Annotated in this window: 10 protein-coding genes; 2 read left to right on the forward strand and 8 right to left on the reverse strand. The window is 63.6% G+C overall.

Annotated features, from left to right (window positions below; all coding sequences use genetic code 11):
• Positions 1-10 precede the first annotated feature (10 nt).
• The 4 genes from GC121_RS12975 to GC121_RS12990 all read right to left on the reverse strand — a co-directional run bounded on the left by GC121_RS12975 (position 11) and on the right by GC121_RS12990 (position 4,984).
• On the reverse strand, positions 11-1,825 hold the full coding sequence (locus GC121_RS12975) for a glycoside hydrolase family 15 protein (RefSeq protein ID WP_151975000.1): 1,815 nt from the start codon (positions 1,823-1,825) through the stop codon (positions 11-13).
• On the reverse strand, positions 1,822-2,562 hold the full coding sequence (gene otsB, locus GC121_RS12980; protein ID WP_199857858.1) for a trehalose-phosphatase: 741 nt from the start codon (positions 2,560-2,562) through the stop codon (positions 1,822-1,824). The genes GC121_RS12975 and otsB overlap by 4 nt, the downstream gene beginning before the upstream one ends.
• Positions 2,563-2,607: 45 nt before the next feature.
• The gene (locus GC121_RS12985) at positions 2,608-3,411 is read right to left on the reverse strand and encodes an OmpA family protein (protein ID WP_199857859.1); all 804 of its coding nucleotides are present in this window, start codon (positions 3,409-3,411) and stop codon (positions 2,608-2,610) included.
• A 187-nt stretch (positions 3,412-3,598) separates the two neighbouring features.
• Positions 3,599-4,984 (reverse strand): M23 family metallopeptidase, encoded by a 1,386-nt coding sequence (locus GC121_RS12990; RefSeq protein WP_151975006.1) that lies wholly within the window; start codon positions 4,982-4,984, stop codon positions 3,599-3,601.
• Between the two features lie 112 nt (positions 4,985-5,096).
• On the opposite strand from GC121_RS12990, the gene GC121_RS12995 reads away from it, so the two are divergent.
• Entirely contained in the window at positions 5,097-5,858 is a 762-nt protein-coding gene (locus GC121_RS12995; RefSeq protein WP_199857860.1) for a PP2C family serine/threonine-protein phosphatase, read from the forward strand.
• Positions 5,855-7,978, forward strand: a complete 2,124-nt coding sequence (locus GC121_RS13000) for a protein kinase (RefSeq protein WP_151975008.1) — start codon at positions 5,855-5,857, stop codon at positions 7,976-7,978. The genes GC121_RS12995 and GC121_RS13000 overlap by 4 nt, the downstream gene beginning before the upstream one ends.
• An 11-nt stretch (positions 7,979-7,989) precedes the next feature.
• On the opposite strand, the gene GC121_RS13005 is transcribed toward GC121_RS13000, so the two are convergent.
• Genes GC121_RS13005 through tssK form a run of 4 tightly spaced genes read right to left on the reverse strand, consistent with a single transcriptional unit; the run spans position 7,990 to position 15,141 of the window.
• Entirely contained in the window at positions 7,990-8,799 is an 810-nt protein-coding gene (locus tag GC121_RS13005) for an FHA domain-containing protein (protein WP_151975010.1), read from the reverse strand.
• Positions 8,800-8,817: 18 nt separating this feature from the next.
• The gene (gene tssM / locus GC121_RS13010; RefSeq protein ID WP_199857861.1) at positions 8,818-12,345 is read right to left on the reverse strand and encodes a type VI secretion system membrane subunit TssM; all 3,528 of its coding nucleotides are present in this window, start codon (positions 12,343-12,345) and stop codon (positions 8,818-8,820) included.
• Positions 12,346-12,358: 13 nt separating this feature from the next.
• The gene (gene icmH, locus GC121_RS13015; protein WP_151975014.1) at positions 12,359-13,804 is read right to left on the reverse strand and encodes a type IVB secretion system protein IcmH/DotU; all 1,446 of its coding nucleotides are present in this window, start codon (positions 13,802-13,804) and stop codon (positions 12,359-12,361) included.
• A complete protein-coding gene (gene tssK, locus GC121_RS13020) occupies positions 13,801-15,141 on the reverse strand; it encodes a type VI secretion system baseplate subunit TssK (protein WP_199857862.1) in 1,341 nt (446 codons plus the stop codon). Before tssK ends, icmH begins: the two co-directional genes overlap by 4 nt.
• Between the last annotated feature and the right edge of the window lies 1 nt (position 15,142).

The raw sequence follows: 15,142 nt of genomic DNA on the forward strand, positions 1-15,142 counted from the left end.
TTGCCCGCCCCTAGCGGACTGTGTTCCATGCCTTTGACAACAATCCGGCACAGTTGATCGTTCCGACCAGCGAGTAAGTTTGCGGGAAGTTGCCCCACAATTCTCCCGTTTCAAAATCCATGTCCTCGGACAGCAGGCCCGACGCTGTGCGATGGCCAAGCATTTTTTCGAACAATTCGCGCGCCTCGTTCTTGCGGTCCATCAGCGCCAGCGCCTCGATCAGCCAGAACGTGCAGATGTTGAACGCAGTTTCGGGCGCGCCGAAATCGTCCTCGGCGGCGTAACGCAGCATATGCTCGCCGCGCCGCAGATCGCGCTCGATCTTGGTAAAGGTGGCAAGGAACCGCGGATCATCTGCCGCGATATAGCGCAGTTCGAGCAATTGCAGCAGGCTGGCATCGAGATAGTCGCTCTCAAAACTGGCGCCGTAATGACCGCCCTCCGCGTTCTCTTTCCAGGCCTTTGCCTCGATCGTTTGGGCGATCTTCGTGGCCCGTTCGCGCCAGAATTCGGCCCGGTCGGGTTTGCCGATATGCGATGCGACATTGGCAAGCCGGTCACACGCGGCCCAGCTCATCACGGCGGAGTAGGTGTGCACCTCTTCCCGCGTGCGGAATTCCCACAAGCCGGCGTCGGGCTGGTCGTGCATTGTCCACGCCACCTCGCCCACTTCCTCCAGGTTCTCAAAATCGCGTTCGTCCGCCATGCGCAACAGCCGCCGGTCGAGAAAGCCTTGAGCGCTCGGCAGCACGATCTGGCCATAGCAATCGTGCTGGATCTGCTTGTAGGCCGCATTGCCGATCCGCACCGGCCCCATCCCGCGATAGCCTGCCAGATAGGCCGCCGTCGTCTCGCTCAATCGCCCCTCGCCCATGACGGAGTATAAGGGCTGGATCTGCCCGCTTTTCGCAGCATCAATGATGTTGCGCAGATATTTGAGATATTTCTCCAGCACGTCGAGCGCGCCCAGTCGGTTCAGCGCCTGCACCGTGTAGTAGGAATCGCGGATCCAGCAGTAACGGTAATCCCAATTCCGCTCGCTCCCCGGCGCTTCGGGGATGGAGGTGGTGAGCGCCGCGACAATCGCGCCCGTCTCTTCGTGCTGGCAGAGCTTGAGGGTAATGGCGCAGCGGATGACCTCGTCCTGCCATTCAAAGGGTGTCGCCAGGCCGCGCACCCAATGTTGCCAGTATTTGCGCGTCGATTGCTCCATCCGGCGCAGTTCTTCGCGCAAGTTTCCGGTGAATGGTTCATCGGGGCCGAGGAAGAAGTGGGTATCCTGCTCGATACGGAAGGTGCGCCCTTCCATGATATAGCCCACCGGCGCATCGGTGGAGAGGCGCAATGCCTGCGGTTCCACCAGATAGCGGATGTGGTTTGTGCCCGTGGTCGTATCGGCGAGCGCGGCGCCGTGGTTTTTCATCGGGCGCAGCACCACACGGATGCGCGGATTGCCCGCCACGGGTCGCACGATGCGGGCAAAGGCAACCGGGCGGTACATTCGCCCCTTGCCTTCAAAACGCGGGCAGAAATCGAGCACTTCGACCGCACTGCCATCCGCCGCTTCAAGGCGGGTCAGCAGGATTGGCGTATTGCGGATATACTCCTGCGAGGAAGCGACCTGCCCGTCCAGTTCGAAGCGCCAGACGCCCGCATCCTGTTGATCGCCATTGAGCAGTGCACAAAAGGTAGGATCGCCATCGACGCGGGGCACACAGCCCCACACGAAGCTGCCGGTGGAGTTGACCAGAGCCGAGACCTGGCAATTGCCGATAGGCCACAGCTCTAGCGAGCTTTGCTGCGAATTCGCGTGTTGTTCACTCACAATTGCAACCAATGGTGCACTGCAGCAGGGCTGGCAAGGGAGAAACTGGCGTTTTCACTGGGTCGTTCGCCCACGGCCACGCCCAATCCGCCCATTTCGCGCGCGGCGCGCATTCCGTCCTCGTCGGTCACATCGTCGCCAACAAACACCGGGGTTGCACCTGCGAACGGTGCCACTGCCATAAATGCCCGCACCGCGCCCGCCTTGTCAGCACCGCTGGCGACCAGTTCGATCACGCATTTGCCTTGCTTGACCACCAGGCCGTGCGCCGCCGCCAGCTCGCGAGCAAAGGAGAGGCCGGTGTCCTCCAGCGAGGGATCGGAACGGAAATGCAACGCCGCGCCATGCGGCTTGTCCTCGGTGGCGAAACCGTGTTCGCTCGCAAATGTCGCCACGTCCTCCAGCGCCTCGGGCGGCAAGCCCCGCGCCTGTTCGCCCAGCAGTGTCCCATCGGCAGCGCGGCAATCGCTGCCATGGGAGCCTGCGCGGGCGATAGCCAGCGGCCCGAGATGCTCTTCCAAATTGGCAATCGCCCGTCCGCTGACCAGGGCAAGCCGACCTTCGAGCCGCCCCGAAAGCGCGTGCAGCCGGGCTGGCATATCGGCAGGGACATGGATCGTATCCGGCGTCGGTGCGATATCGACCAGCGTTCCGTCGAAATCGAGGAACAGCGCGAGCGGCCTTCCCGCAGCAAGTGCCTCTAGCGGCGGCGGGGCAGGAAGCAGATGAATCGTCACCCCTGCAGGTCTAACCCGCAGGGTCGCTGCGTCAATTCGCTTGTCCTATTCCGCCGGAGCGGCAGCCGGTTCGGGGCTGGCAATCTCGCAGGCATCGCCCGCCGCTGCATCGGCATCCCCGCGCACGATTTCCACCCGGCGATTGCGCGCATCGGTTGCCTCGACGCCTTCCTGCAACCGCTGCTGGCCAAAGCCGACGGGGCGCAACTGGTCACCAGAGACACCCAGCTCAACCATATAGGCGGCGACGCTTTGCGCACGTGCGCGCGACAATTCGCAATTCCGCGTTTCGGTACCGCTTATGTCGGTGTGGCCGGCGATGATGAAGGTTTCGGTCGACTCGTTCTCGATCATGCTTTCGGCAAACACGCGGATTTGCTGGCGCGCATTTTCCGTGAGATTGGCCGAGCCCAGCCCGAAGGTCAGGCACATATTGAGCGAGGTCGTGTCCGAAGGCGCGCAGCGCTCAGGAATGCGCACCACCGGCGGCGAAGGACGCCGTGCCGGTGTCGGTGCAGGCGCGGCAGTCGGGCGCGCAGCGGGCCGACTCGCCGGACGCGACGGACGGGATACGCGCGGCGTGCTCGCATTGGAGCTGCTGGGGCGGTAGATGGTGGTGCCGACCGGCCCGCCACGCTCTGCGCAGACAGTTTCGGTGCCGGTGCGCAGATATTCCTCTTCGGAAGTGGGCACGCATTCGCCCTCGGCCAAGGGCTCCAAACCTTCTCCGCGGATGAAGACATCCACCGCATCGCGGCTGACGCCGTCTTCCTGCGCCACTTGCGCAGCGGCCTGGGTCGATACCAAGACCAAAGCGGCCATGGCAGTGCTGGTTAGAAAACGTGTCATCTCAATCCCCCCGGAATTCATCATCTACGCCGCAAGCGCATCCTGCGCTCGCATGGCTTCACTCGTTTACAAATACAGTAAGCGCAGGCTGACAGCAAGGTGATGAACAGGCCCTGTGCAAGTGTCACAGATCGAAACGACTGCGAAACTGCGCGCAAAAACAACAGTCAATCCACAGACTTTTCGATCAATTCGCGCGGCGGACACCCGTCTCGCGGCCGAGATTGATTTCATCACGCACATTTTCGAAGGCTTGCAGCGAGTCGCCGGTAAGCGTTTGCCGCTCGTCAGAGCCCTGCACGGTCAGCGGATCCATCTTCTGTCCGTCAATATGCACTTCGTAATGCAGGTGCGGCCCCGTCGATCCGCCGGTCGATCCGACTTCGCCGATCACCTGCCCCTGCCGCACCCGCACCCCCGGCTCGATTCCCGGCGCAAAGGCGTTGAGATGGAGGTAGAGCGTGCGCCAGCCATTGTCGTGCTGGATCGCGATGTAGCTGCCATTGCCGCTGCGCGCGTGCGGTGCCGCGCGGGCAATCTCGATCGTGCCGTTACCAGAGGCGAACACCGGCGTGCCGGTTGGCGCTGCGAAATCGACCCCGCCATGCAGGCGTGACCGGTTATAGATCGGGTGATGCCGCATCCCGAAGCGCGAGCTCAGCCGCGCCCCGTCTACCGGCGTGCGCATCAGCGACCGGCGGGTGTTCTGGCCGCTCGCATCATACCAAGCGACTTCGCCGTCGGCCCCTTCGAAGCGGTAGACATTGGCGGTGCGCGTCGGCGTGGTCATTGAGGCATAGAGCAGCACAGGCGCGCCCATCGGCTCGCCCTCCTCGTTCACCGTTTGGCGATAGGCGATTTCGAAGGCATCGTTGGAATTGATCTCACGCGCGAAATCGAAATCGAAAGCCAAGGCTTCGAAGAAGGCATCGATCAGCGCATTGGGAAAGCCTGCGGCGAGAACCGAGGTGTAAATGCTCGATTCGTCGATCCGACCTGATGCGACGAATACCTGCTGCGTCAATTGCGCGGAAACCGGCTGCGCGACCGGTGCGCCATCCTCGATTGTGAACACCACGCCCGAACTGTCCCGCTTGCGCAGATCGAGCGTCGCCAATTGCAGCGCGCCGCCTTCGCCCGCAGCAAAGGTCAAGGTGCCGCGCACTTCCTCGCCCGCGGTGAAATAGCTGCGCGCCGATGCGACGAGATCGGCAACCAGCGCGGCATCGAAACCGGAAGCGGTCAGCGTCGCTTCCAGCTCCGCAATATCGCCGAGCCTGAACGAACGGCTGAGCTGCGGCGGTGCTTCGTCCAGCGCGTTCGAAAGCTCTGCGGTTGTCGTTACCGCCAGATCACGGCCCGTCGGCGTGCTGTCCGATCCTGCAAACGCATAGGCAAGGCCGGCGACAAGAAACACCAATGCAGCAATAGCCGCAGCCAGCATCGGTTTGCTGGGGACGATTCCGGCTACCCCATTGCGCGGCGCCTCTGCCCGCAAGGCCGTGCGCGCATCCTCCCACGCCCGCGCCCAGTCGCGCGGATCGTAGGACTGGACAATTACCGCTTGCGCCACTTCCCCCTCCTGCGCTGTGAGTACCCCAAAGGAAATTCCCGACGCCTGTTGCGGGAATGCCGTTTCGCACGCATAGTATAGGAGCTGAGACTGGGGGGAAAGGTGGTTCGGCTTGGATTTTCGCGCTGATTCCTATGCGACAACCGATGTGGGCTGCGTGCGCAAGCTCAACGAGGATCGCCACCTTGTAGATGACACGCAATTCCACTGGGCCGTGGCAGACGGCATGGGTGGCATGGCCAAAGGCGACTGGGCGGCCGAAAAGATCGTCGAGACGCTGGGCGCAGTGAAGCTCTCAGACAATCTGGAGAGCGCGCTCAACACGATCGGGAACGCGATAGAGGACGCCAATTCGGCGATTGCGAGCCAGTCTGCCGTCTTGGGCGAGCAGATGGGCAGTACAATTGTCTCCCTGCTGCTCCGCGACAACCGGTTTGCCGTATTATGGGTTGGCGACAGCCGCGCTTATCTCTGGCGAGATGGCCAGCTCGTGCGGCTGACCAAGGATCACAGCCAGGTGCAGGATATGGTCGATGGCGGCATTATCACTGCCGAAGAGGCCGAAACGCACAAGCTCAAGAATGTGCTCACCCGGGCGGTGGGTATCGAGGAGAATTTCGGCATCGGCATGGTGCACGATACGGTGCGCAGCGACGATGTCTTCCTCCTGTGCAGCGACGGGCTGTATGGCCCGGTGCCGGAGGCAGACATTGCCCGCCTCCTCGATGAAGCTGATGATCTGGAGGAAGCTGCCGAAACGCTGGTGCAACTCTGCATCGAACGCGGCGCGCCCGACAATGTGACACTGGTATTGGTCTCGGCGCAGGAAACGACGATCCTGCAATTGGGCGCGAGCGAAGAGGAACGGGCTTGAGCGGCAAGCAACATGAGGACGATGACGGCGAGAAGACCGTCATCCGGACGCCGGGATCAGCGGCGGCAGCCTCGCCTTCGGGTTCCGGAGACAGGGAAGAGGACGAGGGGCGCACCATCATCCGGCCAGACACGGCTTCCCCGACCGAGGAAAACGAGGACGACCAGCGCACTGTCATCGCGCCCGCTGCGGGCGCTGCGCCGGAACCGGAAATCGACCGGACGATCATCGCCGCGCAAGCTCCGCAAGGCCCTGCCGCCAAGCAGGCACCGCCACCCGCCGCGCTAAAACCTCCCAAGACACCGATCTCGGGAATCACCATCGGGCAGGTGCTCAACCACACTTACGAGATCAAGCGGTTCATCGCGCGCGGCGGCATGGGTGAAGTTTTCGAAGGCGTGAACGTGACCAATGGCCAGCGCGTGGCGGTGAAAGTGATCTTGCCCGCCCTCGCCAGCGATCCGGCAGTGATCGAGATGTTCGTCAAGGAAGCGACCGTGCTCGAACGGCTCGTCCACCCCGCACTGGTGAATTACCGGACGCAGGCGCGCGATCCCGAAGCAGGCGTGTTCTACATCGTCACCAATTTCATCGAAGGGGTCAGCCTTGAAAGCCTGATCGGCAATATCAAGCCCTCGCTGGAAGAACTCGTCGGCCTGACCCGCCGCCTCGCGGAAGGCCTGAGTGTGGCGCATAGTATGGGTGCGATCCACCGCGATATCGCGCCCGACAATATCCTGCTGGAAAATGGCGATCTGGCGGCCGCGCAAATCATCGATTTCGGGATCGCCCGCGATATCGATCCGGGCTCCAACACCGTTATCGGCACCGGCTTTGCAGGCAAATACAGCTTTGTTGCGCCCGAACAGCTCGGCGCTTTCAAAAGCGATGTCGGCCCCTGGTCCGATATCTACAGTCTCGGCCTTGTCCTGCTTGGTCTGGCGCGCGGGAAGACGCTGAAGCTGGGCACGTCCCCGGTGGAAGCGAATGACCTGCGCAAGGAAGGGATCGACACGTCCGAAGCGCCGCGCGCCTTGCGCCCGTTGTTCGATGCGATGTTGGTTTACAATCCCGCACGGCGCCTGCGTTCCATGGACGGCGTGATCACGCTGCTCGACAGGATCGACGTGTATGACGTTGATGAGGACGCATCTGCAGAGGATGCAGCCCCCGGTGATACTGCGGGCGGTCTTGCCGACGAAGGCTATGTGCCGGGACGAACCCTGTTCAGCGGCGGCTCCGGCTCCGGCACAGCAGATGGGACAATTGCGGGCCTGCCGCGCATGGCGGTGTTCGCCGGTGGCGGTATCGTAGGAGTGATGCTGCTCGTCGGCCTCGCCATGATCGCATTCGGTGGCGGCAGTGACGCGCCCGATATCGATGTGGGCAGCGGCGGAGGAGGAGCGCAGCCCGCGCTCACGGCGAATATCGACGCGGCAGCGGCAACCGAACGCGCGCAAACGGCGTTGGCGAGCGTTGACTGCCATTGGCTCGATCTTGCGGTCAGCGGCTCTCCCGGCGCCTTGCGGCTCAACGCGAGCGGTGTCGCGGGGCTTCCGGGCGCGATCGAACCTGCGGTGTTTGGCGCGCTGGAAGGCGGCGGGGTCAGTACAGATTTTTCGGGCGTTTCGCCGGTCCCGCAGTCCAATTGCGGAGTGATGGATAGCCTCCGCCCGTTCCGCGCGCCGGATGACAATGCCATCACGCAAGCGCAGACCACATCCGATATCCGGCAATATCCGGCCAATCATAGCGACCCCGCTCTGGCGGGGCTAACGGGCGCGATCCACACGGTCGATATCAACCTGCCGGGCACCGCCCCGATTGCACTACTCGTCCTTTCTGACGGGCAGGTGATGAAACTGGGTTCGGGCACGGTGCTGGAGATTATCGGCGAGGATTTCCGCCAGTCCGCCAACCAGTTCAGCTTCCCGCTGCGCAGCGAAACCGATGAAACATCATGGACAACGGTAATCCTGCTCGAAGGCAACGGTCAGCTCGATCCGGCAGCAGATGCTTTGGTGAGCGGCAATTTCGCGCAATTCGCCCAGCTGGCTGAGGCCAATGGCATACGCACACATATGCTGTGGCATCAGCTGGTCGAGATACCGGGCAGCTAAGACCCCGGGGACTAGCCAGCCAGATCGCGGTATTTCTGTTCGAAACTGCGCGCGAAGACTTCCACGAAGCCAAGGTCCGGGTCTTCGAAGGCTTCGCGGTAGGCTTGCCACGCCTGCGCGTCGCTCTTGCCGCCACGCTGGATTTCATCGGGACTGAAGTGCTGGAGGACTTCGTGCAGGGCGGTCTGCATCGCCGCGAGTAGCGCCGCATCATGCGCAAGCATTTGGGCGCGCAAAGCGCCGAGCGCGGCATCGCCGTCGGCGTTGGATAGCGATTCCAGAAATGCCAACGCCTGCCCCGGCTTTGCCTCGGCCAGCGACGAGCGTTCGCTCGCCTGTCCCTGCGCGCCCGACAAGTCGGCCCGCGCCTGTTGCCGCGTGCGCGCCAGCTCGGCCAGAATTTCCAGCGCCAGATGCGAATGCTGCGTGTGCGCGGAATTGCCTTCGCGCGGCGGCGAGGCATGGGTGCGGGTGCGCTCCATCGGATCGCCCGGCGTGGGAGCGCGGACAAAGGTCGCATCACCTGCATCGCGCGCCGCATCAATGTCCACCCGCCATTCGCAATCGGCGATGCGCACACGGTCACCCGCCTGCAGCCGCTCGCGCGCTTCCAGCTTCGTGTCGTTGAGGAAAGTGCCGTTGCGACTGAAATCCTGGATGTGCCATTCGCCGCCCTCGCCCGAGATCACGCAATGGCGGCCCGAAGCAGTCGGGTCAGCGATACGGATCTGTGCGCGCGGATCGCGTCCGATCAGCAGCGAGCCGCTGGCCAGACGTCTTCCCTCACCTCCTTGATGCACCGGATTAAGCGAAATGGTCACGCGGCCCTTATCCTGCCCTCAGCCTTCGTGCCGCCACGGCGCATAGCTGACCGCCAGCGCAGCAGGGTCGATATCGGGGCAGGCGACCTGCACGAAGGGATCAGTCACAAACGGGTTGGCCGCGCCGAAGGACTGGATGCGGAAATCGAAGCGCGCGCCCGAATGGGTAAGGCTCCCCTCCCCGATCAATGGCGAAGCCCCTTCGCGCACCGCTGCCAGCTTCATCAGCCGGAACAGCGCCCACGGGCCGGAGAAGGTGCGCGGGCTGGATGGCGAGCCGCCGGTGTCGAAGGACAGCGACGCATTGCCCGATCCCGGCCAGTTGAAGACCTTGGGAATCTCGTTTTCCCCGTCATAGGTCAGCGTTTGCCCGTCAATCTGCAGCACCACCTCATCCGCTCCGTCGAGCGAAATCGGCTCGATCTGGTAGGACATCCTCGGCGCGGTGGGATCGCCTGCAAAGAATATCCGCGTTACCCGGTTCGCAGCCTGGAACGCGCGCACACTGCCCGGATTGAGCCCGATCTCGCTGGCATTGCCCTTCATTGCCCATTCCGGCCCGCTCGTATCGATATAGTTGTTGAGCTGCGTATTGACGAAATTGGCATAGGTGCCGCTCGGCCCGAACAATTGGGTAAAGGTCGCAATCGGCAGGTCGGCGCTGGACGATGCCTGGATCGGATAGGCGGTTGCGAGAGTTTGCTCGCAATTGGCGAAATTGGCATCGACCGCGGCGCCCATCTGCGCCCCGCGCGCAATGCCCAGCGCGCTCTCGGCATCCTGCGCCATGGCGAGCGACCATTCGCTGACGGGCAAAGGCAGACTGTTGCCGGTCTGGCGCAATTGCAGGATCGCCGCGCGCGCGTCCATGCTCGCCTGCGAACCGGTAGTGCCATCGCCCGCGCCCAGCACGGCCACGTTGTTGAGCGAGTTGGCGACAGCGGTGAAGCTGGCCAGCGTGCCGTCCATTGCCCCTCCGCCCTCGGGCCCGCCGACAAACTGCCGCAGTGGCTGGAACGCGAGGATAACCGCCTGCCGCCCGCCGTCCGGCGCAGGATCGCCCCCACCGCTACCTTGCGCAGCGCCAGCGGCGTTGATCGCCCGACCCGCGCTCCCGGCACGGTTGGAAATAGCGCGCGTTGCCGCATCCCCCGCCGCGTCGGCAACTGCGCCGCCCTCAGCTTCGGGCTGTGCTGGCGTGAGATCGGTCGCGGTGGCAATCGCACGCAACAGCGGCGGTATCGGCGATAGCGGCCCGCCTGCATCGCGCAGCCGCTGCACATTGTCTTCCAGACCGCTGGCATTGCGCAACTCGATCAGGCCGAGATAGGTGTTCCAGTGTTCAAGGAAATCGTCGAAATACAGCCGTTCGAGATCGCTGCGGAGCTGCGCGATCTGGTTGGGTGTCAGTTCTGCGGTCGCGTTGTCGCCAACCACCCAGACTTCGTCCTCCAGCAATTCCGGCCCGCGTTCGATGATCGGAACAAAGATCGTGTCATACCCTTCGCGCGTAAACAGCGCGGGAACCCCCGCATTGGGCGCGAATGCGCCGGTTTGCGCGAAGAATATCTCCGGCCGCGGCCCCGCATTCTCGCGCGCGGTCCACTGCCGCTGCCCCGATGCGAGCGCCTCGCTCTTCAGCCGCCCATAAACGCGCACTGCCGGTGCCTGCGCGCGCAGCAGGCGGCGGGCGTTTTCCTTGAGTGCAGGGTCGATGCCCAGCGGGGTGAAGCCGATGTCGAACAAAGAAGCGGTATGCGTCGCCATTGCGCCCGCTTCGCTTTCGTTTGCCCCTGCCCGCGCCAGCCAGGCACGCGGCACCCAGGCCATGACGTGTTCGGCCTGCTCCGGCCCCTCACCGCCGAGGATAAGGTAGCTTTTCAGCGCATCGTAAACCGCGCCCGGATCGGATGTATCCGCCATCCGCTCTTCCGCCAGCGCCATCAGCACGGGCATCAGCCGCTGCTGCAGGTCGCGCCCGTAAATGCCGCGCATCTCGCCCGACAGCCTGCCTCCCTGACCAAGCCCCAGTGCGAAATCGCTCGCCTCGGTCATTTCGGTGGTGCCGCTGCCGAGCACGCCCAATGCCGCCAGATCCTGCTGCACCGAGGCGCTGCCGCCGCGCGACTCGCCTGCCACATTGGCGTAGTCGGCAGTGATGGCATAAACCCGGTCGATCAGCGCGGTGTTGCGGAAATACCCCCAAGTCCACACGCCCACCGCAATCACGAAACTCGCCGCCACCGCGCCGATGCCGATGGCGTAATTGCGCCGCGCGCGTGCCTCGGCGGCGGGATTGCGACTGGCGATGCCGCTTTCGGGCACCAACAGATCGGCAAAGAAACGCCGCAGGAAATAGCTGCGCCCGCTCCCCACCGCGTGCTGCGAACTGCGCGGGGGCACGCCGACATTCATCAGCAGGCGATCAACCGGATTGCCCGTTTGCGTGCCGGAGGAGAAATACACACCGCGCACCCGCGCGGGCTTGTCGAAGCGGGTTTTCTTGGCGAGTTCGCCCAGCAATCTGGCAATCGGGCTACGAAGGCTTGCAAGCTGTGCCGGGAACCCGGCGATCGCCGCGCGGTGCTGCATATCGCTTTCATTCTGCGTCCGGTCGACCACACGGCTGGAAATGCTGCTGACCAGCCCGTCAAACCCTGCCATCACGCTATCGGTATCGGGCTTGGCACCGGGCGCGGTGGAACCGAACACCTGATCCGACTCCTCGTCGGTCGCGCGGGCGAAATATTCGCGGAACCCCGGTACGAGATCGGTTTTGGTCACCATCAGATAGACCGGCAAATCCTGCCCCAGCAGATTGGTCGTTTCCGCCAATCGCTCGCGGACATTGCGCGTGTGCTCTTCCATCTTGCGCGCGTCGACGAAATCGGGTGCGGGGATGGCGACGATCAAGCCGTTGAGCGGTTGCAGCGGGCGGTAGCGTTGCAGCAGTTCGAGGAAGTTCTTCCACCCCGCCGCATCATGCTCCTTGTCCTCGTCCTGGCTGACATAGCGGCCTGCCGTATCGATCAGCACCGCCTCGCTGGTGAACCACCAGTCGCAATTGGGCGTGTTCGGCTGGCCGCGCAATGCGCGGTATTCGCCTGCAACGGCGGTGGGGAATTCCAGTCCGCAATTCAGCAACGCCGTCGTTTTGCCCGCGCCCGACGGGCCGATGATCGCATACCATGGCAACTGGTAGACATAGGCTTGCCGACTGCCCAGTTTGGCCGTGCGCAATTGGTCGAGCGCCTCGGACAGCTTCGCCGCCACTTCGTCCTTTTCGATATCGGCGGGGGACGGCTTCAGTTCCTCCATCATCGCCGCATTTTTCTTCTTCTCTCGCCGCCACGCGAGAATGGCGAGGATAGACACCACCAGCAGCGGAACCAGCGCGACGAGCAGAGTCACGACCCACCACCCGAACGGGCGGAAATCGGCAATCGCGATCAGCGGCCCGACGAACCAGATGATGAGCCCCAGCACTATCGCGCCAAGGAACCGCCAGAACCAGCGATTGGTGAAGAGTGTCTTGAGCTTCTGCATGATCCCCTCCTCCTCAGCGCCAAGCGATATCGTTGGCGACGCGCAGTTCGACCCGGCGATTGGCCGCGCGGCCTTCAGCGGTGTCGTTGTCGGCCATCGGACGGGTTGCGGCAAATCCGCGGGTGCTGATCCGGCTGCCATCCGTCAGCCCTGCCCCGCGAATGGCGCTCGCCACGGCCTCGGCGCGCGCTTCGGAGAGCGCCTGGTTAGACGGGAAGGCGATTGACGCGCCGGGCTGTGAATTGTCGGTGTGACCTTCGATCGCAATCGGCCCGCTGGTGAGGTTCGCCGCCTGGGCAATCCGCCCGAAAGTGTCCGACCATCCACCTGCCGGATTGGCTTCACCCGCGCCGAACAGGCCGCGATTGTTGAGCCGCACGACGATTTCGCCCCCTTCGCGGGTGAGCGTCAGGCGTTCCGCCGCGATATCGGGCTCGAGAATTGCTTCCATCTGGTCGTATGTCGGCGTCTGGCTTTGCGCCGCCGGCGGCGGCGGCACTATCACCGCGTTGCCGACCGCACGGTCGAGCCCCTCAAGCGCGGTATCGGCAGAGCTGGAAAGCCGCATCAGCAGCGCGGCAAAGATCAGCAAGGCCAGCAGGCCGAAGCCTGCGGCAATCGCCCAGAGCGGGATCTGCGGCGCATATTTGCCCGCCGCGACCTGCATCCCGCGCCATTGCGGCGAAAGATCAGCAGGCTGCACCGGGCGCTGGTTGCGAATGCTGCCCGACATCGCAGAACGATGCCGGTTAACCAGCGATTCGCCGCGCGCATCAACCCCTGCCCGCCCTTCGAAACCGAGCGATAGGCACAGATAGAGCAGTTCCATCAAGCGCGGTTCGAGATGGGGATCCTGCGCCATCTTGTCGGCAAAGCCGTACATCCGGTCTCCGCCGGTGGTATCATTATGATAGGCAGCGAGCAGGCTCTTGCGGCCCCACGGACTGTCCGCCCCCCACGGGGTTGCCAGCACCGCATCATCGACAAAAGCGCACAGCATATAATGCGCGAGCTGCACCGACCGCTGCTCCAGCCCGAGATTGCGGACACGCGTTTTGAACGCTTCGAGTTCGTCGACAACAAGGCGACGCAAGCCCTTGATGTCTGGCCCCACGGGCATGGTGCGCACCTGTGCGGCGAGGTGGATCAGCCGTCCGGCAGCGGCGACTACCGGCTCCGGCCCGTACAACTCCGGCTCGGCATCGGCGAAGCTGATAACGCCCGGCGCAGGCGCGCTGGCGTCTACCGGGGCGCGTGGCGAAGGCGGCGGCACCGGTGCGCCGCGCTGCACCTGCGTTTGCAATTGCTGCGGCTCGGGCGGAGTGTAGCCCCCTTGCGGCGGTGGCGGAGGAACAGGCGCAGGCGCAGGCGGCGTCGCCCCGGGGATAGGCGATGGGCGCCCGGCCGATCCGGGCTTGAAGACAGTGCGCTCTTCGTCCTCCGGATCGTCTGCCATCATTCAGGCTCCCTGATTGCCCACAGTTCCATATCGATACCCGGCAGCTTGTCCTGCACATGGATCGCCACTTTCCCGCTGACTTCCACCGCCTTCCATTGCTCATGCGTCGTATTGATGCGGAAGTAGGTGGTGTTGGCGGTAAACGGGATTTGCCGCGGCTCTGCGCCCATCGGGCTGAGGCTGGCACCCGGCAGCTGCTTGTTCACCAGTTGCGAGATGTGTTCGACCGATCCGACCTTGGCGAGCTTGGGCAGGTTTGCCCGCACCCGCTCCGGATCGACTTCTGCGCGCACGGCCAAGATGAATTCGGCAGCCGTAAACAGCGAACGATCGTTGATCTGCCCCCAGCGCACCCCGTGCTTGGCAAGCTGCAGCGGGATGTTGATCGTATGCTCCATCTTGCTTTGCGAGAGCAGATTGTTGAGCTCCAAAATCACCGCATTGAAGCAATGGCGCTGTTCGCGGTGCATATAGGTCGGCATGAAATTGGGCCGCCGCGCCTTCGTCATGTAAGTCGAAAGCTCGCCCGCCAGGGTGACGAGAAAGCTGTAGAAATCCGCCGGATGCACAGCCGGGAGCGAGGCCAGATGCCGGATTTCGCTTTCCGCGCGGTTGAGGATCATTAGCGTCAGATAGTCGGAGACGTCCGCCACCGATTTGGCCCCCGGCGTGCCCAGCCTTCCGGCGATTGCCTCTGCGCGTTGGTGCACCATGCCTTCAAGCTCGGAAAGGAAGCGCGGCAGTTTCTCGCCAGCGGTGATTGCCACACCGCACGGGATAAAGTGCTGGTCAAGCGAGACTGAATCGTCCGCCTTGCGCTCGGTTACGCGGGCCACCGGCAGCGTTTGGTAGCCTTCCAGCCCCTCATCCTCGAACCGCAGCGAAAGTTGCAGCTTGCCCACGCTCATCGCCACGCGGCTGGCGCTGCCATAGACGCTGTCGGATGCTTCGAATTCCCCCGCGACAAAGCGGGTTTCGGCCTGCGCCGTTTCGTCCAGCGCGACTTCGGCGGCACCGGCGCGCATTTCGGGAATGCACAAGTGTACGATCGCGTCGCGCTTGTTTGCCTTTACATCAAGCGCCATCGGCGCGGCCACTTCTTCCGGCACGCGGAACGGGGTTCCGTCGGGGAACACGCCCGAACATTTTTCGACCACCAGCTTGCCGGTTTTCAGCTGACCTTCGGAAAAGCGGAGCGCGGTGAGACCGTAGGCGTAGGAAAGAAGCGGAGAGACACGGCCTTCCAGTTGCGCGGTTACGTGCCGGTCGAATTGCTGGAAGTGCTGCGGACGCAGGAACATACCTTCCGACCAGACAGGCTTGTTTTCCCACGTCACG

This window comes from Erythrobacter sp. EC-HK427 (genome assembly GCF_902498745.1).
Lineage (GTDB): Bacteria > Pseudomonadota > Alphaproteobacteria > Sphingomonadales > Sphingomonadaceae > Alteraurantiacibacter.